This window comes from Butyrivibrio sp. AE3004, assembly GCF_000703165.1.
Classification (GTDB): domain Bacteria; phylum Bacillota; class Clostridia; order Lachnospirales; family Lachnospiraceae; genus Butyrivibrio.
This window is the reverse complement of record NZ_JNLQ01000003.1, coordinates 138,218-162,630: the sequence shown is the minus strand read 5'-3', so window position 1 is coordinate 162,630 and position 24,413 is coordinate 138,218. Positions and strand designations below refer to the sequence as shown.

At 39.2% G+C, this 24,413-nt stretch carries 26 protein-coding genes and 2 pseudogenes; 21 read left to right on the top strand and 7 right to left on the bottom strand.

Annotated elements, in window-relative coordinates:
• Positions 1 to 65: 65 nt before the first annotated feature.
• The 9 genes and pseudogenes from BV60_RS22415 (at position 66) to BV60_RS0119440 (ending at position 5,116) form a co-directional block, all read left to right on the top strand.
• Positions 66 to 914, top strand: coding sequence for a serine hydrolase (locus BV60_RS22415; protein ID WP_051656918.1), 849 nt, complete (start codon positions 66 to 68; stop codon positions 912 to 914).
• The gene (locus tag BV60_RS22410) at positions 877 to 1,527 is read left to right on the top strand and encodes a serine hydrolase (RefSeq protein WP_156036247.1); all 651 of its coding nucleotides are present in this window, start codon (positions 877 to 879) and stop codon (positions 1,525 to 1,527) included. The genes BV60_RS22415 and BV60_RS22410 overlap by 38 nt, the downstream gene beginning before the upstream one ends.
• A 55-nt stretch (positions 1,528 to 1,582) precedes the next feature.
• A complete protein-coding gene (locus tag BV60_RS22405) occupies positions 1,583 to 2,197 on the top strand; it encodes a GNAT family N-acetyltransferase (RefSeq protein WP_051656916.1) in 615 nt (204 codons plus the stop codon).
• 19 nt (positions 2,198 to 2,216) lie between these two features.
• Positions 2,217 to 2,273: pseudogene (locus BV60_RS24405) on the top strand (hypothetical protein); the annotation flags it as partial.
• Positions 2,274 to 2,621: 348 nt separating this feature from the next.
• The gene (locus tag BV60_RS21400; RefSeq protein WP_051656915.1) at positions 2,622 to 3,146 is read left to right on the top strand and encodes a MarR family winged helix-turn-helix transcriptional regulator; all 525 of its coding nucleotides are present in this window, start codon (positions 2,622 to 2,624) and stop codon (positions 3,144 to 3,146) included.
• A gap of 215 nt (positions 3,147 to 3,361) precedes the next feature.
• Positions 3,362 to 3,559: a hypothetical protein gene (locus tag BV60_RS0119455; RefSeq protein ID WP_242841033.1), complete on the top strand. Its 198-nt coding sequence runs from the start codon at positions 3,362 to 3,364 to the stop codon at positions 3,557 to 3,559.
• Between the two features lie 124 nt (positions 3,560 to 3,683).
• A complete protein-coding gene (locus BV60_RS23300) occupies positions 3,684 to 3,854 on the top strand; it encodes a hypothetical protein (RefSeq protein ID WP_156036241.1) in 171 nt (56 codons plus the stop codon).
• 217 nt (positions 3,855 to 4,071) lie between these two features.
• Positions 4,072 to 4,431 (top strand): CidA/LrgA family protein, encoded by a 360-nt coding sequence (locus tag BV60_RS0119445; RefSeq protein ID WP_029324454.1) that lies wholly within the window; start codon positions 4,072 to 4,074, stop codon positions 4,429 to 4,431.
• Entirely contained in the window at positions 4,424 to 5,116 is a 693-nt protein-coding gene (locus tag BV60_RS0119440; RefSeq protein WP_029324452.1) for an LrgB family protein, read from the top strand. Before BV60_RS0119445 ends, BV60_RS0119440 begins: the two co-directional genes overlap by 8 nt.
• 94 nt (positions 5,117 to 5,210) lie before the next feature.
• On the opposite strand, the gene BV60_RS0119435 is transcribed toward BV60_RS0119440, so the two are convergent.
• Positions 5,211 to 5,657 carry a GNAT family N-acetyltransferase gene (locus tag BV60_RS0119435; RefSeq protein ID WP_156036239.1) on the bottom strand — a complete coding sequence of 149 codons (447 nt, stop codon included), beginning with the start codon at positions 5,655 to 5,657 and terminating at the stop codon, positions 5,211 to 5,213.
• A gap of 153 nt (positions 5,658 to 5,810) precedes the next feature.
• On the opposite strand from BV60_RS0119435, the gene BV60_RS0119430 reads away from it, so the two are divergent.
• Positions 5,811 to 6,032 carry a DUF6440 family protein gene (locus BV60_RS0119430; protein ID WP_029324448.1) on the top strand — a complete coding sequence of 74 codons (222 nt, stop codon included), beginning with the start codon at positions 5,811 to 5,813 and terminating at the stop codon, positions 6,030 to 6,032.
• Between the two features lie 157 nt (positions 6,033 to 6,189).
• Positions 6,190 to 6,522, top strand: coding sequence for a hypothetical protein (locus BV60_RS21395; protein ID WP_051656914.1), 333 nt, complete (start codon positions 6,190 to 6,192; stop codon positions 6,520 to 6,522).
• Here BV60_RS21395 and BV60_RS22400 read toward each other — a convergent pair.
• Positions 6,472 to 7,380 carry a DMT family transporter gene (locus tag BV60_RS22400; protein ID WP_029324444.1) on the bottom strand — a complete coding sequence of 303 codons (909 nt, stop codon included), beginning with the start codon at positions 7,378 to 7,380 and terminating at the stop codon, positions 6,472 to 6,474. The genes BV60_RS21395 and BV60_RS22400 overlap by 51 nt on opposite strands.
• 253 nt (positions 7,381 to 7,633) lie before the next feature.
• Positions 7,634 to 8,530, bottom strand: coding sequence for a LysR family transcriptional regulator (locus tag BV60_RS0119415; RefSeq protein WP_029324442.1), 897 nt, complete (start codon positions 8,528 to 8,530; stop codon positions 7,634 to 7,636).
• A gap of 154 nt (positions 8,531 to 8,684) precedes the next feature.
• Here BV60_RS0119415 and BV60_RS0119410 point away from each other — a divergent pair, with 154 nt between their 5' ends.
• Positions 8,685 to 9,800: a 5-methyltetrahydropteroyltriglutamate--homocysteine S-methyltransferase gene (locus tag BV60_RS0119410; RefSeq protein ID WP_029324440.1), complete on the top strand. Its 1,116-nt coding sequence runs from the start codon at positions 8,685 to 8,687 to the stop codon at positions 9,798 to 9,800.
• A 460-nt stretch (positions 9,801 to 10,260) separates the two neighbouring features.
• On the opposite strand, the gene BV60_RS0119405 is transcribed toward BV60_RS0119410, so the two are convergent.
• On the bottom strand, positions 10,261 to 11,520 hold the full coding sequence (locus BV60_RS0119405; RefSeq protein WP_029319159.1) for an IS110 family transposase: 1,260 nt from the start codon (positions 11,518 to 11,520) through the stop codon (positions 10,261 to 10,263).
• A 315-nt stretch (positions 11,521 to 11,835) separates the two neighbouring features.
• On the opposite strand from BV60_RS0119405, the gene BV60_RS0119400 reads away from it, so the two are divergent.
• From BV60_RS0119400 to BV60_RS0119380, 5 genes are all read left to right on the top strand, one after another.
• Positions 11,836 to 12,132, top strand: coding sequence for a DUF1963 domain-containing protein (locus tag BV60_RS0119400; RefSeq protein WP_029324438.1), 297 nt, complete (start codon positions 11,836 to 11,838; stop codon positions 12,130 to 12,132).
• Between the two features lie 26 nt (positions 12,133 to 12,158).
• Positions 12,159 to 12,464 carry a diguanylate cyclase domain-containing protein gene (locus tag BV60_RS0119395; protein WP_051656913.1) on the top strand — a complete coding sequence of 102 codons (306 nt, stop codon included), beginning with the start codon at positions 12,159 to 12,161 and terminating at the stop codon, positions 12,462 to 12,464.
• Positions 12,465 to 12,688: 224 nt separating this feature from the next.
• Positions 12,689 to 13,150 carry an HD domain-containing protein gene (locus BV60_RS0119390; protein WP_029324434.1) on the top strand — a complete coding sequence of 154 codons (462 nt, stop codon included), beginning with the start codon at positions 12,689 to 12,691 and terminating at the stop codon, positions 13,148 to 13,150.
• Entirely contained in the window at positions 13,119 to 13,685 is a 567-nt protein-coding gene (locus BV60_RS22395; protein WP_081846816.1) for an NUDIX domain-containing protein, read from the top strand. Before BV60_RS0119390 ends, BV60_RS22395 begins: the two co-directional genes overlap by 32 nt.
• Positions 13,686 to 13,839: 154 nt before the next feature.
• On the top strand, positions 13,840 to 14,802 hold the full coding sequence (locus tag BV60_RS0119380) for a hypothetical protein (RefSeq protein ID WP_197029619.1): 963 nt from the start codon (positions 13,840 to 13,842) through the stop codon (positions 14,800 to 14,802).
• A 67-nt stretch (positions 14,803 to 14,869) separates the two neighbouring features.
• Here the strand turns inward: BV60_RS0119380 and BV60_RS0119375 are convergent, their stop codons facing one another.
• Together BV60_RS0119375 and BV60_RS24400 are read right to left on the bottom strand one after the other, a co-directional pair.
• The gene (locus BV60_RS0119375) at positions 14,870 to 15,556 is read right to left on the bottom strand and encodes a LysR substrate-binding domain-containing protein (RefSeq protein ID WP_330376356.1); all 687 of its coding nucleotides are present in this window, start codon (positions 15,554 to 15,556) and stop codon (positions 14,870 to 14,872) included.
• A 27-nt stretch (positions 15,557 to 15,583) separates the two neighbouring features.
• Positions 15,584 to 15,757 (bottom strand): annotated as a pseudogene (locus BV60_RS24400) (helix-turn-helix domain-containing protein); the annotation flags it as partial.
• Between the two features lie 127 nt (positions 15,758 to 15,884).
• Between BV60_RS24400 and BV60_RS0119370 the strand changes: the two are divergent.
• The 3 genes from BV60_RS0119370 (at position 15,885) to BV60_RS0119360 (ending at position 18,498) form a co-directional block, all read left to right on the top strand.
• Positions 15,885 to 16,922, top strand: coding sequence for a YeiH family protein (locus BV60_RS0119370; protein WP_029324426.1), 1,038 nt, complete (start codon positions 15,885 to 15,887; stop codon positions 16,920 to 16,922).
• Between the two features lie 21 nt (positions 16,923 to 16,943).
• Positions 16,944 to 17,603 (top strand): deoxyribose-phosphate aldolase, encoded by a 660-nt coding sequence (gene deoC / locus BV60_RS0119365; protein ID WP_029324425.1) that lies wholly within the window; start codon positions 16,944 to 16,946, stop codon positions 17,601 to 17,603.
• Positions 17,604 to 17,715: 112 nt separating this feature from the next.
• Positions 17,716 to 18,498, top strand: a complete 783-nt coding sequence (locus BV60_RS0119360) for a MurR/RpiR family transcriptional regulator (protein WP_029324423.1) — start codon at positions 17,716 to 17,718, stop codon at positions 18,496 to 18,498.
• A gap of 51 nt (positions 18,499 to 18,549) precedes the next feature.
• On the opposite strand, the gene BV60_RS0119355 is transcribed toward BV60_RS0119360, so the two are convergent.
• A complete protein-coding gene (locus BV60_RS0119355; protein ID WP_029324421.1) occupies positions 18,550 to 21,756 on the bottom strand; it encodes a glycoside hydrolase family 3 C-terminal domain-containing protein in 3,207 nt (1,068 codons plus the stop codon).
• 229 nt (positions 21,757 to 21,985) lie between these two features.
• On the opposite strand from BV60_RS0119355, the gene BV60_RS0119350 reads away from it, so the two are divergent.
• On the top strand, positions 21,986 to 24,412 hold the full coding sequence (locus BV60_RS0119350; RefSeq protein WP_029324419.1) for a glycoside hydrolase family 3 C-terminal domain-containing protein: 2,427 nt from the start codon (positions 21,986 to 21,988) through the stop codon (positions 24,410 to 24,412).
• Position 24,413: the final 1 nt, after the last annotated feature.

Sequence of the window (24,413 nt, the reverse complement as noted above, 5' to 3'; positions counted from 1 at the left end):
ATCCAGAAGATAAAATAGCAGTTAAAATCCCATACCCGATTGTTATAGAAGGTGCATTATATGATGTGGGTATTGATAAAAAACCGCTCGAGCTAATAGACAGAATTATTCAGTCTGATATAGACAACGGCTTTACCAGTGCTCAACTTGCAATTATCAAAGACGGGAGATTGGTTTATCAGAACGCATGGGGCTTAGAGAATTCCTATGATCAAAATGGGAATAGGCTAAGAAAAGGCACCGCTGTAACAAATGAGACATTGTATGACCTTGCATCAAATACCAAGATGTATTCGATAGCATATGCTATTCAATATCTTATTGATAAGGACGAAATTACGCTGGATACAAAGGTTGTAGATATTTTGGGTGATGAATTTGCTGATGAAACTCTTGAGGTTGATTTTGCAAGCTTTGAAGGTAATTATCCGGGGCTTGATACCATAAAAGAGTGGAAGAGAAGCATTACTGTAAAGGATCTTCTGATGCATCAGGCAGGTTTCCCCGATAGCGGACATTATCATAACGATAAATACGACACCATAAATCAGAAGCTTACTTTTGATGTGGACAATGAGCTATATGTGAAAAATGCGAACAAGGAAAAGGTCTACAGTGAGGGAATATGCCGCACACCGCTTATGAATGAGCCTCGCACGGCGACAAGATATTCCGATATAGATTATATGCTCCTTGGACTGATGGTAGAGAAGGTAACAGGCAAAGATTTAAACACATTTCTTAAAGAGACTTTCTGGAATCCTATGGGACTCGACCATATAACCTACAATCCGCTTGATAACGGTTTTACGAAAGACGACTGCGCAGCAACTGAATTGCGCGGAAATACCAGGGACGGAATCGTAGACTTCCCCGGTGTCAGGACCAAAAACTATTCAGGGGGAAGTTCATGATGAAGAATGCTATTACACCATGGAAGGTATATCAGGGCACGCCGGTCTTTTTGCTAATGCTACAGATCTTGCAAAGCTTGCATCTGTCATGATTAGTGGCGGATATGGCAATAACGCATATTTTACGAAAAATACAAGAGACTTGTCCATAGCTCCTCAGGTTGGAGGTCAGCCAAATTATGGAATTGGCTGGTGGAGAGAGGCTGATGATAAGAGAGTATGGTATTTCGGAACACAGTCTCCGGAGAGTACCATAGGACATCAGGGCTGGACAGGCACTCTCAGCATGATAGATTTTGAAAACAATATGGTTGTGGTATTCCTTACAAATTCAATAAACACACCAATCTTTGAACCTACCTGTATAGAGAACGCCAATCAGTTTACAGGGCAATATTACACATCATCAACCCTGGGCTTTGTTATGCAGATCCTTTATACAGGAATCAATAATTCTGAAAGTCCTGATAAAGCTCTTGAATCGCTTATAAAGGATATGGTAAATGAGAAGTGCAAGATCATAGACAAGGCGGAGGAGGATTTCGGAAAAACGCTTAGTGAGGATCATCCTTTGAAATTAGCCCTTAAGGCTCTTTGTGAGGCTTCAGAATAAGAGGAACCGGTATGGGAAGCATTTATTTTCTGCTTGAAGGAGAGGATACAATCAGATGAAGATAAAGCAGCTTCGAAGCGCTGAGATAACAACTATATATCAGGAACGGATGGTTCACGATTTTATCAAGGATGAGCTTAAAAAGCTTTCGGTCATCCTCAAAGCGGTTGATGATGGAATATATGAGTGTCTGGGACTTTTTATAGAGTCTGAGATAATAGGATATGCATTTCTTGTGAAGCAGGGAATGAACTTTCTTGTAGATTACCTTGCTGTTTATCCTAAGTATAGGAATAAAGGTCTTGGCAGTGAAATCATTAGACTGCTTCGTGAATATATGTCTGGAGCCGGGCTAATTATCCTAGAGGTAGAAGATCCTGCTTATACTAAAGAACGTGATCTTAAAGAGCTTCAGGCAAGGCGCATCGGGTTTTATGAAAGGAACGGATGCATTGATTACGGGCTTCGGGTGAGGTGTTTTGGAGTTCCATTTATCATACTTGTGCTTGAGAATAACAGTATCAGATCCAAAGAAAAGTTGTGGGAGATGTACAAGGCTTTTTACGGTGCGGTTTTTTCAAGGGATATAGTGGAGAAAAATATAGAGTGTTTGGGGGATGAAGAGCATATTGAGGAGAGTGTAAAACCTCAACCAAGATGTATTAGCTGAAAAGCTTTATGTTTTAAGACAGACAATTTCAAATTGGGAAAATGATAAGAACTATCCTGATATTCAGAGAGTATAGCTACTAAGTGAAATATTTGATGTCTCAGTAGACCAACTTTTAAAAGGAGATGTTGAAAAGTCAGTTGGATTTTGTTTGTTTTTGGGCATTATCATAATTACAATAGTTTCGAACGTCAAGCGTATGAATGAAGAAAAAGGCAGATCTGACTGAGGAATAATTATATACTTGAGTTAAAGACACTTAATCCCATGTTCTCTTTGTGAAGTCAGGGGATTTCTTTATAATTTTTTTAAATATATCGGCACCGATGCATATTGACATAGGGTGCATGTGGATGTATATTAGATGTATCGGTACCGTTGTAATATAAATATGTTTCATTTTTTTATAGGAGGAGCACATATTATGGAAAGCAATATAAATATGGAACTCATGAAAAAGATGATGATATTTACAAGAAAATCGCATGGACACAGACCTCCGGAACCGCCATTTGGTGATCACGGACATCGCCCTCCGGAGCCTCATTTTGGAGGACTGGGACCTCACGAATTCGGGCATCCAGAGCCTCCTTTTGGAGAATGCGGCCCTCATGGACACAGACCACCACTTTCAAGAGAACGTCTTTTGGTTGTAATGGCTGAGAGCTCTGAAGGTATCAGACAGAAAGACCTTTCGGAGAAACTTAAAATAGGGCAGTCTTCAACATCGGAGCTTATAAATAAGCTGGAAGATGACGGTTACATTGAGAGAAGGATAGATGAATCCGATAAGAGGGCAACTCTTCTCTTTCTTACGGAAAAGGGGCAGGCAAGAGCCACAGAAGTAGCTGATGAAAGGGCAGCAATGTTTGAAGATGCCTTTTCCAAGCTTACAGATGATGAAAAGAAAACACTATCAGATCTACTGGATAAGCTGCTGAGCGAATAAATAAAACTAAATAGAATGCTATAGTATGGCAGGCCATCAGCTTTGGTGGTCTGCTTTTCTTTTAAGTCACGAAGAATGGAGAATATAGATATATTTTTTGCTCTACTTGATATGTAACGCATGTATGTTTTTGAATAAAATATGAGCATAGACAGAAAAAAGTCGTTGGTACATATAGAAGGATGGTGATGATCATGTTACTGACAATACTTTTTATGATTTGCTTATTAGGTTTTATCGGAAAACTCATAGGATTTGCTTTTAAGTTTTCCTGGAGTATGATCAAGGTAGCATTTTTCCTTGTGTTCCTTCCGTTCATTTTAATAGCAATGGTATTTGGAGGACTGCTTTACATAGCATTCCCGATACTTGTTGTTGCTATGATAATTGGACTTTTGACTAAGGAAGCATAAGGATTAAGCAATATAAAAGATGAGTATCCGGATATCCTTTTGGATATGCAGGGCTGTTCTACAAAGCAGGATAATCTCTTTCTACTGATACAGTTTGACTTGAAGAAAAAGGAGATTAAAGATTATGAAATTGACATCAAGATCAGAAGTAATTATGGGAATAGTTTTCGGAATGAGCGGAATCATTTATCTCATAACGGGCAAAGCAATGCTGGCAGGCATATGGCTTTTCTGCTCAGCTATTCATTTTATTGAAGCATACAGGCTTCATTGTAAGGAAAAGGAAGAAATCTGATTGGGGTGATGAACGTTATCGAAATAAAACACTACAAATAATCGCAATAATGATTATTGTCACATGCAAATAATGAATCAGATAGTGATATAGATACGAATGGAAAATGTTAGAGTTACAAAGATTTGTATAAATTTCAAATTGACTTTCATATAATGTGTCCTATAATAAACAATGTTTATTATTTTAGAAATGAAATGTTTGAAAGGCTCTTTATATGAAATATCTTAAGCAATTTCTGATTATTCTCGGCTTCTCATTTTTGGGCGAATTATTAAAGATAATACTTCCGTTGCCCATTCCTGCAAGCATATACGGAATGGTTTTGTTATTCTTAGCCTTGGTTATAGGAATTGTAAAATATGAGAATGTAAAAGATACCGGTTTATTCTTAATAGAGATCATGCCTGTCATGTTTATTCCGGCAGGGGTCGGACTTATGTCGAGTTGGATAAACCTGAAACCAATTCTGCTACCGGTAAGCATTATTACTGTCGTTACTATAATTACGGTTATGATGTCTACTGGTTGGGTATCACAGATTATCATCAGAAAGTCAGGACAAAAAGATGAATGAATTTTTTCAAAATTCTATGTTCGCAGGCGTTACATTAAGCCTTATTTCATATATGGTTGGAATGGCTTTAAAAAAGAAGTTTAAGCTGGGAATTTTCAATCCTTTACTTATTTCAATTGTTATATCCTGCATAGTTCTCATTGCTGGAAATGTTGATTATGAAACATACAATGAAGGTGCTAAATACTTAAGTTATCTGTTAACACCTGCTACTGTTTGTCTTGCCATTCCCTTATATGAGCAATTGGAGCTACTAAAAAAGAACTATAAAGCTGTTTTGCTTGGATTATTGGCAGGAACTATAACAAGCCTTTCAACAGTATTTATTCTTGCCAAGATATGTGGGCTATCACATGAAGAGTATGTAACTCTTTTACCCAAATCGATTACTACTGCAATTGGAATGGGTGTATCTGAAGAACTAGGCGGATATGTGACTATAACAGTAGCGGTAATTATAATTACCGGAGTGCTTGGAAACATGTTTGGTGAATTCATATGCAAAATAGCACATATAGAAGAACCGATAGCTAAGGGGTTAGCATTTGGTGCCAGTTCACACGCAATCGGAACAGCAAAAGCGATTGAAATTGGTGATGTAGAAGGAGCCATGAGCGGCCTTGCAATAGCAGTTTCAGGTATTTTCACAGTTCTTTTAGCATCGTTATTTGCAAACCTGTGTTAAGGATAATGAAATTACCACAGCAAAGGATTTGAGCAAGATCGACTTTCATATAACACCCACGGATCAACATAGTCCGTGGGTATTTCTATGGCTATTAAGTCTTCTCCAGAAATTTTCCCATCATTACGAAATTTTTGGTTTCATAATAGGATAGTTTTGAATAGAAATGCTTGTGCATCTCATCATTAACACTGTTTAGTTCTATGATGGAAGCGCCATTCTTACTAACTTCCTGTTCCAGTATCTTTAAAAAGTCAGTACCATAGCCTCTTCCTTGAAAGCCCTTAAAGATAACAATCTCATCAAGAAAGTAGCCTCTTATATCATCGAATTCCTTGAAGTAACCCATTAAATATCCGGTTATGATGTTATTATCATCAATCTGAACCATGCACATAGAGTCTTCCATAGTAAGTACCTGGTGGATTCTTTTATATGCCTTTTCATATGTCCAACAGCAATCTTCCACAGTGTTATAGTATTCAATGTTCTTTTCTGCTACATACGCTAAATCTTGTTCTGTCATTAGTCTGTAATTCATTATTTACCTGCCTGATATATTTTTAATCAACAAGGAAAATCTTATCACAGTACTGTAGATAAGGCATAATAAAAAAATTCATGATATAATCAATGTATATGGCAAATTAGCATTATCATAACTACACCATTTTCAATTAAGGAGGCGCTTATTATGTTTGGCTCAAATAGTTCCGAAAAAAGATTCGAGCACCATTCTATATCTTTTGACTCACGTGAGAGTGGTGCATTTTCAAACACGATTAGTGGTGAAATTATCATCGATAGAACTACAGGTGTAAATTATTTATTTATTATGGGCGGAACCGATAAAGCTGGCTTGACGGTGCTCGTAGATGAAAATGGAAAACCTCTGGTTACCAAATTTGATGATTAGTGCGGGAACAGTGCGACGATAATTTAGATTTATTAGGGAGCAATCAGACTGGTTGCTTCCTTTTTTAGACTATACATTTCTTATATATTGTATATGGAATAATCAGCACCACTTGAAAGAAAGGGAAACCCTGTAACCTGGGTAGAATAAGATTATAATGAGAACACTTTTCATAGGTAACAGCTACACATATTTTAATGATATGCCAAAGATTTTTAAGGATATATGCAAAGAAAACGGGATAGACATGCAGGTCACCATGCTAACAAAAGGCGGAATGGGGCTTGATTATCACGTTGAAAACGAGCAGACAAGATTCAATATATTATTTGGAGAATATGATTTCATAATCCTTCAGCACGTAGCCCATCCTATGGGAGAGTTCTCCGTCATGGAAGATGCTGCTGACAAACTGATGGAGTGGATAGGAAAGACACCTTCAATGCCCTGTTTTTACATGACCTGGACAGAGGAGGGTAACGAAGAATAGCATCATAAAGATAAGCCCAAAACCTATGGCATCGTAGATGGTGAATCTACTTTTCAAAACAAATGTTGAGATTAACGCTGCTGTTATCGGTTCAGCAAAGCTGTATAGAATTGCTTTTTGTGGACCGATCTTTGATACCCCGCTTATGTATAGTGTGAACGCGCAAATATTACCGATAACGACAACAAAGAGTATTCCTAAAATTCCCATAAGGTTTGGAATGTAGTGTATTTTCCAGGTTCTAAAAGCTATCCCCAAGAGTGCACCGCCAAGTAAAAATGACCATCCCTGAGCTACGATGACAGGAATGTTATTTGTAATCTTCGGTGCAAGTACGTTATAGATCATTACGCAGAACGCACTTCCGATACCAGCAATAAGTGCAGAAAGTGGAAGCGAAATGTGAGTTAAATTGCCATGTGTTGTTAGCAGGAAAACACCGGTTATTGCCAAAAGTATGGATATGATTTCAAAAGGTCTGGGCAACCTCTTTGAGGTCATACATGTAAAGATAAGAATAAATATTGGTGATAGATCCTGAAGTATTGTTCCCATGGCTGCATTTGAAAGTTCAATTGTAAGAAAATATAGGAACTGACAGATGCTTACACCAGCAACCCCATATATGATCATCCATTTTGCCATTTCTACGGATTTCCATGGCTTGAACACGGTATCTTTATGCCTGATCATGCAATACAAAAGGATAAGTATTCCTGAAAGACCAAGTCTTATAGGCACGAGCCACCGGCTATCCATCTGCTGTACGGTAAACAAGTACTGGCCCATTGATCCGGATAATCCCCAGCAGGATGCTCCAAGCAGTGTATATATTATTCCTTTTAGATTTCTTTTCATTGTGTTATAGCTCCTTAACAGAAAACATATATAACACAATCAGAATGTCTTTTCAATTTTTCTCAGAATAAAAAGCCACTAAATTAAAAAAAACCAAGAAAAGTTGGTATTTCCTATCTGCTGTTTTCACTTAGCGGATTTACGGATTGGCTTCAAGATACAGGCAAGATAAATCTTGTTATTATTTCTGCTGAGGATATGTATAAGTGATACTTTGCAAAGGTGAGTATTTATAGAAATTTTTGATTAAGCTTCAAATTAGCTTTTTTAGGATATCAATATAAGTCAGTGTAAGCTGTGAAGGATGAATTGCTACAGGGAGTATATAACCAATCTCCATATGATCCTTTACATTAAGGGGCCTGGCTACTATGTTTGGACCATTAAGTTCCTCACTGATTACGCCGCTGCATATGGTATATCCATTCAAACCAATCAACATATTAAATAGCGAAGCGCGGTCGCATACAATAAGTTCTTTATCGCAGTCTACCGTGCTCAAAATTTCCTCTGAGAAGTAAAAAGAGTTATGGCTTCCCTGCTCATACGAAAGTCGGGGATAAGGAATTAAATCCTCAAGGGTAAGCTTCTTTTTTCTTGCAAGAGGATTATTTTTTCCAATGAAAACATGTGGCTTTGCTGTAAAAAGAGTTGTAAATGCAAGGCCATTGTCACGAAGCGTCTTACGGATGATGTTCTCATTAAACTCATTAAGGTAAAGTATGCCTATTTCGCTTCTGAGGTGGGCAACGTCATCTATGATATCGAAAGTCTGAGTCTCTCGCATATGAAATTCGTATTTATCTCCACCATATTCTTTCAACAACTGAACAAAGGCCTCAACTGCAAAAGAGTAGTGCTGCGCTGACACACTAAAACGCTGCTTCCCCTTTGACTGACCGGTGTATCTTTCCTCTATCAGATTGGCCTGTTCTAAAACCTGTCTGGCATAACCCAAAAACTCATCTCCCTCGGAGGTCATTTCTATTCCCTTATTAGAGCGTGAAAAAATAGTTATCCCATATTCTTTTTCCAGTTCGTGTATTGCAGAGGTAAGAGAGGGCTGTGCGATAAATAGTTTTCTTGCTGCTTCTGTAATATTGCCTGTTTCTGCTACAGTTATGGCGTATTGGAGTTGCTTTAGTGTCATATCCGACTCCTTGGATAGATAGAATTTGTTATCAATCTAATATATACCATAGATAAAATCTATGGTAAACAATTATTATATATATTATACCAACAAAGTCAGTAGGCATATAATCCAACTCATTAGAACAATTTATGAGAGGAGCATATGAAGTATGGGAAAATTGCATACACCGTTTCGCTATGATTTTGTTGGGAGTTTTTTAAGGCCACAGGCTCTTAAAGATGCAAAAACCGCATATCATGAAGAAAAAATCAGCAAAGAAGAATTTGACAATATTGTAAATGACGAAATCACAAAAGTCGTTGCCAAACAGAAAGAGCTCGGCTTCCATGTGATAACAGACGGAGAATTCAGAAGGAGTTTTTGGCATCTTGATTTCATGTGGGGATTTGAAGGCGTAGAGCACAAAGCTACAGGTAATGGGGTAAAGTTTAATGATGAGCTGGCTGTTCTTGATGATACATATCTGATCGGTAAGATAAAAGCGACAGCCCATCCATTCGTTGAATATTTCAAGTTTCTTAAGCAGTTCGAGGATGAGAATACTGTTGCAAAATATACTATTCCGGCTCCGGCACAGACATTTCAGCAGTTTATCGTTCCGACTAATTTCGATACAACAAGAAAGGTCTATCCTACAAACGAGGAACTGATTGAGGATATAGCAAAGGCATATCGTGATGTTATAAAACAATTTTACGATGCAGGATGCCATAATCTCCAGCTGGATGATTGCACATGGGGCGCAATTGTCGGTGATGCTGCTAAGCAGCGCTACAAATCTCTCGGAATAGATCTGGAGGAAGTAAAAGAACAGCTTTTGAAGGTAAACAATCTTTCGCTTGAAGGAAAACCTGCAGATATGGTGATTAATTCACATATTTGCAGAGGTAATTACCATTCAACATATTTTACCAGCGGCCCCTATGATACGGTTGCTGATTATGTATTCGCAAAGGAAAATGTAAATGCACTTTTTCTTGAGTATGATGATGAGCGTTCAGGCGGATTTGCGCCACTATCAAAAGTATCAGATGATAAGAAGATTGTATTGGGACTTATCACAACTAAAACACCTGCACTTGAAGATAAGCAGACAGTTATAGATAGGATATATGAGGCAGCAAAATATGTTCCGTTGGAGCGCCTATGCTTAAGTCCGCAGTGCGGTTTTGCCTCTTGTGAGATAGGTAATAAGCTCACGGAAGAAGAGCAGTGGGCAAAACTTAAGCTTGTAAAGGAAATTGCTGAAGAAGTATGGGGATAAAGTGTGCTTCAAGCGCCATAAGAAAACAACAGAGGTCAGGTGGTGCCGAGACGTTCCAGAGCTCAGCATTGTCTGGCTTCGCTTATTAATGAATTGATGACAATGAGAAATGTGCTAATTGCGAAAGTCGTAAATACTGCATGTGAGGAGCATTTCACGCATGGGATTTGACCAATAAAAAGCTGCGTCTTTGCCTGATTGATAACCTATAACTTAGTACTTAACCAACTGTATTTTGCGTACATAGTCATATGACCATAGCTTTTCGCCGTTTAAAATTATGTCATAAGGAATGTTTGCTTCAATTCTTTTCTTATTTACCCTATAATGAAAAATCGGGGAACTTTTTAAATGGAGGAAAAAGTTTGAAACAGAGAGGTAGCGGATAGGAATAAAGTTTAGGGCATGACAAATAAACCACCTGGAGGTGGTCGAAAAATTAAATATTTAGGCTAAAGATCTACGATGTCACTTCTGCAAGATCATCTTTGATGATAAAACCTCTGGACTTCAATAGATTGAGAGCCTGAGTTGTTGTAAGAGTTTTCTTCTCTTCAGCAGGCTTCTGAATAAGATAACCATCATGGGTATAGGACTTAAGATCTGTGAGTATGTGCCAGATAGCGGTCAGGAGCATACGGCAGATGGCAATGATGGCTTTCTTGTGACCACGATGTGATTTAATACGGCGATAACGTTCTGTGATTTCAGGATGCTTCTTGGATTTGATCAAAGCATTTGCAACTTGCACCAATACTGGTTTAAGATAACTACCAGCACGGGAAATCCTAGTGGATTTGATTTTGAAATTGCTTTGGTCATTGCGTGGACAGCAGCCAGCCCAGGAAACAAGGTGCTTGTCTGTGGGGAAGACGGACATATCGCCACCTATTTCTGAAAGTATCTGTATTGCCGTGAATGGATTTTTATCCAAACCCGGAACTGTACGAATCAGGGCAAGAGCATCGTTGTATGGATCAGAAACACGAAAGATTTCCCGCTCTATTTCATTCTTGTGTTTCTCTAACTCATCTATGTGATCCAGACATTGGCGAAGCTTGATTGCTTGTTCTTCACAGATTGCACCATCAACGGCAGCCTGGATTTCTTCAATTGGATGCTTACATCGTCTGTCAACAAATGGAGAAACATCGAAACATTCTCCGGGATGCTTAAGAATATATTCAGTTATGGATCTGGAAGATTTTCCAAATACATCAGTGAACACTTCATCAAGTTTAAGATTTGATACTGTGAGACAATTAAGAGCGCGATTCTTCTCACCTGTGATCATACAGGAAATCTTGAATCGGTATCTCACCAGATCTCTAAGATGACGGATGTCAGCTGGTGGAATGAAGGAAGGCTTGATCATGTCGCACATGAATAAGTCACATATCCATTTTGCGTCCTTACGGTCGGTCTTATTACCTTTTTGTGGTTTTGTATATTTGGGATGAGCAAGTACGACATTGCAAGTCTTTTCAAGGATATTAAAAACAGGTATCCAGTACTTGCCGGTAGATTCCATGCAGACATCAATGCAATGATGCTTGGTAAGCCACTCAGCAAGTTCACGCAATCCTCTTGAGAAGGATGAGAACCTTTTCTCAAAATACTCAGTGCGGCCATTTGCATCGGTAATGCCAATGCATGCAAAGATCCAGGTTTTGTGGACATCAAGTCCACAGCAGTTCTTTCGAAAGATTTTAAATGCCAATAGATAACCTCCTGTCAAATTTTATCGTTGTAATGCTGACAGTGACTGGTCATCCGGCGAAATCGAGACAACTTCGGAAGAGATAAGTTTACGGGCTACGTTATGCGCCATTCGTTGATGCCTTTACAGATGACCGACAACATATAAGTATGCGAGGTAGCCGCTATACCGCCCCGCCACTCACCTCCACGTGTTCTGTAGTGTGTCAGCCTTACAAACAAAGAATAAAACAGGAAACTTTAAAATAGAAGATGGTGAAAGACGCAGGGTTTCATAACCCCGTTGGTGTCTTTCACAGAAAGACGGTTAATAAGTATGGAAAAAATCAAAAACAAAGAAGAATTAACAAAGGTAATACTTGAAAAAGGCAGAAACCAGATTGTCCTTGATATCAAAGACGATAATCAGGATGTTTCTGTAACATCCTGTAAAATAGGAGGAAAACCTTCTGTTCCGGAAGGATTTGAATGGCCTGTATTCCGCTATCATGAAGAAGATGAAGAGGATGAAGGCATACCTCTTACTTTCCTTTGCCAGTACAATCTGGAAGAGTTATCTCCATATGATAAGGACGAAATTCTGCCAAAGAAAGGAATGGCCTTATTCCAATAAATGAGATTTCTCTAAAGGCGGGAGATTTGGCAATTATAACTGCTATGAAGCGGATGGAGCAGGCTGCAGGAAAAGAAGATATTGTCTTTCGCATTGGTGGAGATGAATTCGTGATCCTTACAAATTCAACGGATGAAAATTATGCAAGAAGTATATACGAAGAAATAATAAGCCATAATGAAGAATTCATATCCTGGGAGGAGCAAAAAATCCCGCTTTCACTGTATGCTAAAGTAGTGCGCTATGATGGCGGAACAACCCTGAGATACTCAGAATTCTTTACTATGCTTCAGAATGAGCTAAGGACAGAATTCAAAAGACAAAATAACTGAATTACGTTAAGTATTGCCCAATAAAATTGTTTAAGTGGCATAAAAATGAACGAAGTGAATTCTCTCCTATGGGTTTCGGATGTATTATAGCGTATGGATTAGGAGTTATCTTTTAATGGAGGTTGGTTCCGGGGAGTTTATCATAGACCGCTCCTGTGAAACAGAAGATGGCATTTAACAATATATATTTATTAGTAAAGTGATCATAGTATCCGGAGGTACACATGAGTAGATTAAAAGATTTGAGGACATATATCGATAAGGAGCTTGCTAACATTACTGACTCAGACAAAAGGACCAGCGCAACCGCTCACCTTTACGGCGTATCCCTTGCGGCGACAATTCTTGCTAAGAAGCGCGGACTTAATGAGGAATTAGCTGCTATGTCAGGAATGCTTCACGATCTTCATGCATATAAGAGTGGTTCCTATGATGACCATGCCCATCTCGGAGCAGATCTGGCAAGAAAGATTCTTGAAGAGCTTGGTATTACTTCAAAAGAAGAAACAGATATCATTTGTTCTGCGATATACCATCACGATGATAAACTCGTGACTGATTCTCCGATGGATGAACTTCTAAAGGATGCAGATGTTATCGACCACTGCTTTAAAGATTCATCGAAGCCGGTAAAAGAAAAAGAGCAGAAGAGATATGACGCTCTCTGCAAAGAAATGGGGCTGTGATCATTTCATGGAATATATAGATATCTACACAAGGGATGGAATCCCTACCGGAAAAATTAAGGAAAAACATGAAGCCAAGCTCCCCGGCGAGTATTACAGACATGTACTTATCATAATGAAAACTGTGGATTCTCCTATGCCCGGAGAAGGTGAAGGCATGTATATAGTACAACAGCGTTCACTTAAAACCAGATATTATGCAGGGAAATGGGACATGACAGGTGGCGGGGTACGTTCCGGGGAAGCACCGGATCAAGCTGCCATAAGGGAACTTTCTGAAGAACTGGGTATTGTTGTCAACCCGCAGGATATGAAACTTGCCTTTGACTACATAAAGGACTGGGATGATGGAACCGGCCTACTGGCATCAGTATTTATGATACGTGTAGAAATCCCTAAAGGTGGCTTCTCATTTAATCATTATGAAGTAAATGATGTTAAAATAATGCCTTTTCACGAATTCTATACTCATGTGATGGATCATAATGATGAAGAGATGGGAAGAGGACTTAAAGAAATCGAACAAACATTATGACTTTTGGCGGTAGATGATTAGCAGGTGATGTTCATCTTTCTAGCAATGGTAAGAACATGTTGAAGGATTAATTGGAAAGATTGTCAGTAAATGTGCTATTTTAAAGCAGGGAGGAATCGCAATCATCACATTGATTGCATGCTTTTTTAAGAATATGTATAGAGTTAAGAGAGTAATACCGTACGCATGTACAGTTCTGTTGGTAGCGTTGATGACACTATTTGCAGAAACTTTAAATGAGAAGGAGATTATATTTCCTGAGATAACAGCATTAGCAGTTGGATATATGGTGGCAAAAAAGAGAAGCTGGAAGGTAAACGGAAAGAGAATGCTATCACTGATAACAGGCTGTGCGATAATGGGAGTTTGCATTGTAAGATTTGTTCCGTTTGATACTTATATCGAAGTTATTTTAGCATTTGCAATCGCACAGGTTATTTTTATGTTTTCAGGAACCACATTTGCACCATTTGTCTCAGCAATAGTGCTCCCAGTGATGATGCAGACTACAAGCATAGTGTACCCAATAGCCGCATTTATACTGACATTACTTGTAATATTGTTTCATAAACTTTTTCTATTTCAGGGAATCCGAGCAGATGAGGAATATGTTCCTGTGATGCTGAATTCCAGAGACGATATGGTAGATACTGCCATTAGAATCCTTTGTGTGACAGTAATAGCCGGTGTTGCATTCAGAACGGGTTATAGATTTGTTGTGGCACCTCCGTTACTTGTGGCATTTACTGAGTTTTCCAGGCCAAGGAACAAAACAAGAAATATGCCAGTCAAAACGGTGGCAGTGATAACTGTTTGTGCCATAATTGGTGTGTTATCAAGATATATCATCAATATTAGGATCGGGCTTCCTCTTACTATTGCAGCTATTGTTGCTACGTGTGGTATGTTTATCGTTATTCATTTTACTAAAATGTATATGCCACCGGTAGGTGCTATTACCATGCTGAGCATGATAATATCTGAAAGCGTACTAGTCACTTATCCGATTCAGATTTTTGTAGGGAGTAGCTTGATTCTTATTTTGTCCCGGATTCTTTTCATGAGACGGCAGGATAACAAGTTTTATGAAAAAGAACATGAGCTTCATGCAGAATAAGGAATAATTCGACTGATAGTGTGCGATAAAATTGGGCTTTTTAAAGTAGTAGTACAACAGAATAGCACTATCTGGCATTCGGGTGTATTTCCTCACATATTGCACGGATCTCTTCACTGAAAACAGTATCTTTTGGCCAGATGAAGGTAAAATCATGTTCTACTCTAAAGTCGTCAAGGGGGATTATTTTCAGAGATCCGGATTGTAGCCCTGATGACACCGCTGCTTTATATAAAAAGGTGATACCACAGTCTTTTTCAATAAGGCTTATTATGGCATGCATGTTCTCGACCTGTATAAAATGTCTAAAGTCGTTTGTTGAGTAATTGTTCAGGGCAAGGGCTCTTTCTAAGATATTGCGTGTTCCTGACCCAGGCTCTCTTATCAGAATGCGCTCAGAAAAGAGGTCTTTTATCATTTTGGGTTTTTTCTTAAACGCGTGCTTTGCCGAGCAGACAGGAACAAACTCTTCTTTGCTAAAAAGCAAGGTTTCATAATCATCTTTAGGGAAATATCCTTCTACAAGTGCAAAATCTATAACTCCCTCCGAGAGTTTTTTCAGAAGCTCCGATGTGTTTCCAAAGGTAATCTTAAGATTAATATCCGGGTGTTTGTTTATGTAATCGCTGATTGGATCAGCAATTATGTATTCGCCTATGGTCATGGTGACACCAAAAGAGATGTCTTTTAATCCATGGCTATTCTGTGAAAGTTTTTCTTTGAGGCTTTCATCATCATTTTTTATCTGATTCATTTTTTTATACAGTAGTTTTCCACTGTCGGTTAAATAAAGCTTTTTTCCGTCTTGAGAAAACAGCTTTGTTTTGTATTCATTTTCAAGGTGGTGGATGTGCTGGGAAACAGCTGGCTGAGAAATATTAAGTTCTCTAGCTGCTTTGGTGAAATTTAGGTGCTTGCAAACACATAGAAAGGTATCTATCCTGAAATCCAGCATAATCAGTTCTCCCTAACGATAAGAAATATTTATGGATATATAATAATATATAATTTTATCTTTTTCAAAAGACAGAATAGAATAAGACCTGCGAAAGAACAGATAAGAAAGTAAGAGAGGTCTTGAGATGGTTTTTTTGAAAAAGAATTATTTTGGAATTTTAGTATGTTTTGCTATTGCGCTTCCTTCATGGCTTATGGGAAAGAGATTTCCGGTTATCGGAGGAGCTGTGATAGCAATCATTTTGGGTATGATAATAGCTTTGTTCTGGAATGATAAGGGCAAGGCTGCGGATGGAATAAAGTTTACATCTAAGATGATCCTGCAGGCTGCAGTTGTACTTCTTGGATTTGGCATGAATCTGTCAGTTGTTCTCCAGACCGGAAAACAGTCACTGCCAATTATAGTCTGTACAATTTCTACATCACTTATTCTTGCCTTTGTACTCCATAAAGCCATGGATATAAAAGGAAACACAGCAACCCTTATCGGAGTTGGTTCCTCAATATGCGGAGGTTCAGCGATAGCCGCTACTGCTCCGGTCATTGATGCGGATGATGATGAAGTGGCACAGGCAATCTCAGTAATTTTCTTCTTTAACGTGCTTGCGGCACTTCTTTTCCCATCACTTGGTAAACTTATAGGATTTGATATCACAACCGGAGAAGCTTTCGGTATATTTGCAGGAACTGCGGTTAACGACACATCTTCGGTTACTGCAGCTGCATCAACATGGGATAGCATGTGGAACCTGGGCAGCCAGACTCTGGATAAAGCCGTCACAGTTAAGCTTACAAGAACATTAGCAATCATTCCTATTACATTGGTGCTTGCGTATTTGAGGGCAAAGGAAGCCAAAAAGGATGGCAGTGCCACCAATGGGTTTAGCTTCAGGAGAGCTTTCCCGATGTTCATAGTGTTCTTTGTTCTTGCTTCAATCGTCACAACGCTCTGCTTAGGAATGGGTGTCACTTCTGATGTCTTTAAGCCACTTAAGGAACTTAGCAAGTTCTTTATCATAATGGCAATGGCTGCAATAGGGCTGAACAGCAACGTGATAAAGCTTATTAGATCAGGCGGAAAGCCGATACTGCTTGGAGGCTGTTGCTGGATAGGAATAACAGTAGTCAGTCTTGTGATGCAGCATGTAATGGGAATATGGTAAAAATGAATGGAGGTTATTCGAATGAAACTTGAAGAAATATTAAAAATGGTTGACCATACACTGCTCGCCCAGGGAAGCACTTGGGATGAGATAAAAGAGATATGCGATGACGGTATGAAGTTCCACACTGCTTCTATATGCATTCCTCCATATTATGTGAAGAAGGCCCGTGAGTATATGGGGCCTGATATGCCTATTACAACAGTAATCGGATTCCCAAACGGAAATACAACAACTGCATCGAAGGTTTTTGAGACAAAGGATGCTCTTGCGAACGGAGCAACAGAGATTGATATTGTTATCAACATAGGAGAGCTTAAGGCTAAGAATTATAAGTTTGTTCTTGATGAGATCAACGAACTAAAAGAGGCTTGCGGTGATCATGTCATGAAGGTTATCATCGAATGCTGCCTTCTGACAGAAGAAGAGAAGATTAAGATGTGCGAGATAGTAACACAGTCAAAGGCAGACTATATCAAGACTTCATCCGGCTTTTCGACGGGTGGTGCAACTTTTGAGGATATAGAGATCTTCGCAAAGCACTGCGGACCCAATATCAAGATAAAAGCATCAGGAGGAATCGCATCCATTGAAGATGCTGAGAAGTTCATTGAGCTTGGGGCTCACAGACTTGGCACAAGCAGACTTGTGAAGATTGCAAAAAAACAGTACGAAAGTTGATGAAATAATAGGAAATATCTGTAAGAATACCATATTTATCCGGTTATTTGATTGAGCAAAATGATTATCGTATAATCATGGAGAATCTATATAACTACAGTATGGAGGTCCCATGTTTTACAGTAAATTACCAATAGTACTGCTATCAGAAATGGTCAGTGCAAAGGATGATTCTACAAATGGTCATATTGCAGCATATATTCTTGGTCATATTGAAGAGATTTCTGGTTTATCTATAAGAGAAATAGCAGCTAAAACAAATGTATCACCAGCATCGATTAGCAGATTTTGTCGTGATATAGGACTTGAAGATTTTAATGAATTAAAGGAACTTGCCGAGAAAACGGAATTGAATTTTGAGGTATGCTCAAAGGGTGATAAGCCTCAAGATTGGAAGGATAAGTATATTACAGATGTTGTAGACAGCATTAATTATGTTGGAAACAGCATATCAATGGAGAAGGTTGAGAAGCTGTGTAAGGATATCAGGGATTATGATAAAGTGGCGGTTTTCGGAGTTCTCAAGGCAGAAGGCGTTGCTATGAATCTCCAGGCAGATCTTGCTATGCAGGGGAAATTTGTTGTTACTAAGCTGCCATTTTCCGAGCAGATGGATTATTTTGAACAGGCAGATGAAAACAATCTTATCGTAATTTTCAGTTATACAGGGATTTACTTTGATTATGGCCTGCCGCAGGCGCTTAAAAAGCCCAAAAAAGACAGACCTAAAATATATCTGATTACCGGAGCATCTAAAGCACCGGACGCAGATATCTATAATACAATTATACGATTTAAATCTAAGCAGAATCAGCATTCACATCCATATCAGCTTCAGATGGTTGAGAGTCTGATAGCTCAAAACTATGCGTATTTGAACCTACAAGAACAGTAAAAGAATAAAAGCTTTCAGATGATTATACAAACCATCTGAAAGCCTTTTTATTTATGCGACATCTTTATATAATTCAGGTCTCTTCTTTTTATCATTTATCTTATAGATAGTTATTCCGATAGCAAGAGCGAACAGAATATAAGAGATAATACGTCCGATAAGAAGACCGAGCTGCCATGGAGCAAGACTGTATTCAATCATGGTTCCGGGAGCTATTCCATTCATGGCATTGGAATTTACTACCATGTAGCACATATCATGTGTCGCCTTCTGGAGATATTTTACTGTTGTTGCACTAGGATCATCCTGGTCTTTAAAGTCTTTTCTATTTGACTGAAGACAAGCAGTACCACCATTTCTTATCATCTGATCAGGATACATGAAATCATGAAGCGCATAGTCTGTTAGTGCAGTACCATGGAAACCCCACTCTTCGCGGAGAAGAGTATTAAGAAGTGCATTGTTTCCACCTGCCCAGGTATTTCCAACACATGAAAATGCGGTCATTACACCGGATGCAGCAGGGAAATCACTGATAATATTTATCTGACCATTTCCATCAACATGCTTAAGATTGGTTTTTGCTTCTTTTATGGCAATCTCAAACGCTTTAAGGTAGATTTCACGGACAGTCTGTTCTGTTGCCCATGTCATAAGGATCCATTCGGGATTCTTATAACGGTCAAGAGATTCATCCATATGCATACCGCAGCACCAGCTTCTTGCAAAAGCTTCCTGGTCATTCATTGCAAAGTGCTTGATATAGCAGAATACGCCGTAATCAGCGGCTCCGGATACTTCATTTGCACAGAGTTTTCCGGCAAGGAAAGGATCCTCAGAGAAATACTCGAAGTTTCTTCCGCCAAAAGGACTTCTGTGAGTATTAAGCCCGGGAGCATACCATCCGGACATATCGTTTACAGAGCCTTCCATACCTACCATCTGACCGATCTCTTTCAGCAAGTCTGTGTTCCATGTGCAGGCAAGAAGTGCTTCACAGGGGAATGCGGTCATGTAGTAAGTATCTATTTTTTCGTTTTCTTCTCCGAGCGCCTGATGACGGAATGCCTGGGGACCATCATTATCTAATGTTGAAGGCTTTCCGTAATCTGTGAATGCTTCAGTCTGGAAACCTGCCTTTCCAAGAAGAAGAGCCATCTCAGCAGGAGTCCACTGTTCAACATAGCTGTCCCATGCAGGATCATCAAAGCTCTTTCCGCGAAGATCTATCAGCATCAATCCACTTTTCTTTCCGGTAACAGGCATTTCTACATCTTCATTGTGTTTTGCAATGTCGTCTTTAGTTGAATAGTTGTTTTCATCAAGGATAGTCTTTAAGTCTTCCGACATTTTACAATCATCCGGAGTAGGAGAGGTAGGCCAGCTTTCTTCAAAACCGGCGGATCTGTTCATTGTACGATCACCATTTTCTACTTTAAGATTTGCGCCTGTCATTTCACGTTCAAAAGCATTGGTTGCAGTTACAAAATCGCTTTTTCTCTTTCCGTCAGCAGAATCACTATAAACAATAGTTTTCTTTATTGCATCTGAAGCTGCAAATGTATAGGAACTTTCTTCGTTTGCATATGCCCATCCGTGGCTGCCGTAAACTATTTCATCTACAGTACCAAGATAGAATGAATAGTCACCGGCATCAAGTACATATGATTTATTTACTGTATCATCATAAGATGCGATATCTTCCTGATTTACTGTGATTGTGACGGTTTCTGTTTTTCCGGGTTCAATAAGCTCTGTTTTATCAAAGCCACAAAGTGTTACCTTACTTTTTTCAATTCCGCCTGCAGTATAGGGTGCTTCAACATAGAGTTCAACTACGTCTTTTCCTGCGACGCTTCCAGTGTTTGTTACATCGATTGTGAATTCAAAGCTGTCATTTTTGTATTCGGCATTTTTTATTACCTGATTAAAGGTTGTATAAGAAAGACCGTATCCGAAAGGATAAACCACTCCGTTTGTTCTGTTATAGTAAGGATCGCTACCTCCCTGATCATTAAAATATCCATCAGCTGCAGCTGTCTCAAAATATCGGTAGCCCATGTAGATACCCTCTTCATAGCCTACGAACATGATGGGACGTTCTTTGGGAGTTCCGTCGATTGCATTATAAGCAATCTTTGTATCATACATGTTATCAAAGTTACCGTTTGCATCGTAATAAACACGGCTTCCAAAATTTTGTAAAACAGGCAGAGTCATAAAATCAGCAGCATAGGTATCTGCTGTACGTCCTGAAGGGTTAGCCTCACCTGTCACAACGTCTGCAATTCCGTAAAAGCCTGCTTTACCGGGACCTCCTACATAAAGGATCGCATCAACCATAGGGTCATCCTCAAGTTTTGTCAGTTCCATCGGGTTGTTTGAGTTAACAATAACTATGATTTTTCCATCACTTCCGCGAAGCTCCTTGGCTTTTTCGAGAACAGCTTCTTCTTCATCGGTAAGCTCAAGGTAATGTTTGTCAGCGTTTATACCATATTTATTTACGCTTCCGCCTTCCTTTGTCATTACTGTAGGAAGATCGTGGTATTCACCGCCACCGCGACCAATCCACATGATCTGTACGTTATTGTTTTCAGCACCGTTTCCGGTTACAGCTTCTTCAATCTCAGATGCATTAAGTTCAGGAACATCCCAGGCTGCATCGTAAGTCTTACCAACAGTTGGACGTTGAGGTGCTTCATTTGAATCGTCATCAGTATAGTAACCGTTTGCTTTGCTTATCTGCCAGTCACTATAGTGTTCCTCTGACCAGTTGTAATAGTAGTCAGCAATTCCCTTGTTGACGTCGATGCCTGCAGCAGCAAATGCATCTGTAGGAGAAACAAGATCATCACTTCCTACAGCACCTGATCCCGAGCCACCAAGGCTTGGATAGTAGAAGGACCAGCCAAGTGCATTAACTGTCAAACCTCTATCTGTGGATAAGGGAAGAGCATTGTCCAAATTCTTTAAAAGGACAATACCTTCTGCTTCAGCTCTCCTTGCGAGATCTTTTCCTTTGGCGGCGGTATCTTCCTTTGTCATACCTTCTGCATTTAAGCTGTAATAATCGGTATCCCAGTTTTCAGTACCGGTCGCCGGTGTAACCTTTATCTTTGATGAACCGAACACCGCATCCATAACCGTGCTCCAGTAATTCATAATACTGGTCGCAACCAAAAAGAATACCAATAAAATAGCAGTTATCGGAATGGATATAAATCCGAATTTTTTAGGACTCATCTTCTTTTTCATAAAACTATTCCTCTCATAATATATTTCATTTGACTTCAATGTGCGGATCCGTTCACATTTGCTGTTCACGCAGAAAAAGATATCAGAGCAAAAAAATCAAAACAATAGATTTTCAAATTATGAAACAAAGAACTGTTTCATAATTTGAAAATCGATTGAATGAAGATGTTATGTTCTATAAACTTCAATGCATCAGAAATAAACAGTGAATTAGAAAAGAGGTTTAAATGTGAAGTATCAGGAAATCATTGACAAGATGACAATAGAAGAAAAGGCTGCTTTCCTAAGTGGTAAAGGAGAATGGCAGACAAGGGAAATTAACAGGTTGGGGATTCCATCAATATTCTGCTCGGATGGACCACATGGTATAAGGAAGCAGGCAGGAGCGGGAGATCACCTTGGACTTAATGAGTCACTTCCTGCAACATGTTTTCCGACAGCGGCAACGGTTGCTAACAGCTGGGACACGGAACTGGGTGAAATGCTGGGAGAAGTCCTCGGTGAAGAAGCCATGTCACTTGGTGTTAATGTGCTACTTGGACCAGGACTGAATATTAAGAGAAGTCCTTTATGTGGTCGTAATTTTGAATACTTCTCTGAAGATCCTTATCTTTCCGGGAAAATGGCAGCTTCGTATATAAGAGGCATTCAGTCTAAGGGCGTCTATGCATGTCCCAAACACTTCGCTGTCAACTCTCAGGAACTTCGGAGAATGGCAATGAATGCGGTGGTTGATGAAAGGACGCTTCGTGAGATTTATCTTACAGGTTTTGAGATAGCCGTCAGGGAAGGCAAGGCCAGGACAATAATGTCAGCCTACAATGAAGTTAACGGTACATATGCAAACGAAAACAAACATCTCCTGAAGGAAATCCTTCGCGATGAATGGGGATTTGATGGAATAGTGATCACTGACTGGGGTGCTTCTAATGACCATGCCCTCGGAGTTGCAGCCGGTTCAAACCTTGAGATGCCAAATCCCGGGCTTGGCTCGGCGAGGGAACTAATTGTAGCAGTGAATTCAGGAAAAATCTCTGAAGAAGATGTCGATGAGAGAGTAGATGAACTACTTGATGTTGTTATGACTTTGTATGTGAATGCGCAGAATAAAAAGGAAACTTTTGATAAGGAAAAGCATCATGATATAGCGAAAAGGGTGGCTACAGAGAGTGCGGTTCTTCTTAAAAATGAAAACGGAATTCTTCCTCTGAAAAAAGGATCAAAGGTAGCTATTATAGGTGACTTCGCTTTTTCTCCAAGATATCAGGGAGCAGGGTCCTCGCTTGTTAATGTAACTAGGCTTGAAACAGTCACTGATATTGTAAGTAATTATGATCTTCAGGTTGTGGGAAAAAGCCCTGGTTACAACAGAAACGGCATGGAAGATGCTGCCATGAAAAAGGATGCACTTGATCTTGCCGGTAAAGCAGATATTGTCTTGTTTTTCTTTGGACTTAATGAAGACAGTGAGTCTGAAGGACTGGACAGAACACATATGAGAATTCCACAGAATCAAATAACACTCATTCAGGAGCTTGGTCAGGTTAATCCGAATTTGGTTGGCGTTATTAGTGCTGGTTCTGCTATTGAGATGCCCTGGCATCATTATTTTAAGGCACTTCTTCACTGCTATTTAAACGGACAGGCGGGAGCAGGCGCTTCGCTTGATATTATTACAGGAAAAGTAAACCCTTCAGGGAAACTAAATGAAACTATTCCGAGAAGATTGGAGGATACTTCGTGCTATAGATATTACCCGAGCAGGGAGAGGACTACTGAGTATCGAGAATGTATTTATGTTGGTTACAGATATTATGAGAAGGCTGCGATACCGGTCCTTTATCCATTTGGATTTGGTCTCTCGTATACAAGTTTTTCATATAGTGATTTAGAGATTACTAATGAAGGAATTCGCGTAACTATCAAAAATGAAGGGGAACTTGACGGAGCTGAAATTGTTCAAATGTATATTGGCCTTCCAAATGCAAAGGTATTCAGACCCGAGAAAGAGCTAAAGGGATTTATAAAAGTATTCCTAAAAGCAGGGGAGAGCAAGGTAGTTGAAATACCTTTTGATGATAAGTCTTTCCGCTATTTCAATATTAATACAAATCAATGGGAAGTTGAAGAAGGGGATTATGTGATAAAGGTAGGAGCAAGCAGTGCAGATATACGAATATCCGACATGATTCATGTTGAAGGAACTACAGACATTTTTCCTTATTGCGAAGATAATCTTAAATCCTATTATTCAGGAAAGATTGAAAATGTGCCCGATGCAGAATTTGAAGAACTGCTCGGAAGGGTTATCCCTGATGGGAAATGGAACGGACTTCTATCTGAAAATGACGCATTTTGTCAGATGTATTACGCAAAGAGCGGTCTTGCCAGACTTGTATATAAAAAGTTAACAGCGATGAAAAAGAAAGCTGAGGAGAGTGGAAAACCAGATCTTAATACGCTATTCATCTATAACATGCCTTTTAGGGCAATGGCTAAGATGACAGGCGGAGCTGTTGATATGGAAATGGTTCATGGAATAGTGAAAATTGTTAATGGACATTTTTTCAGGGGACTAGGGCAAGTGATAAGTGGATATTTTAGGAATAATAGTAAAAATAAGGCATATGAAAAGTTACTTGCCAGAGAGAGGTGAC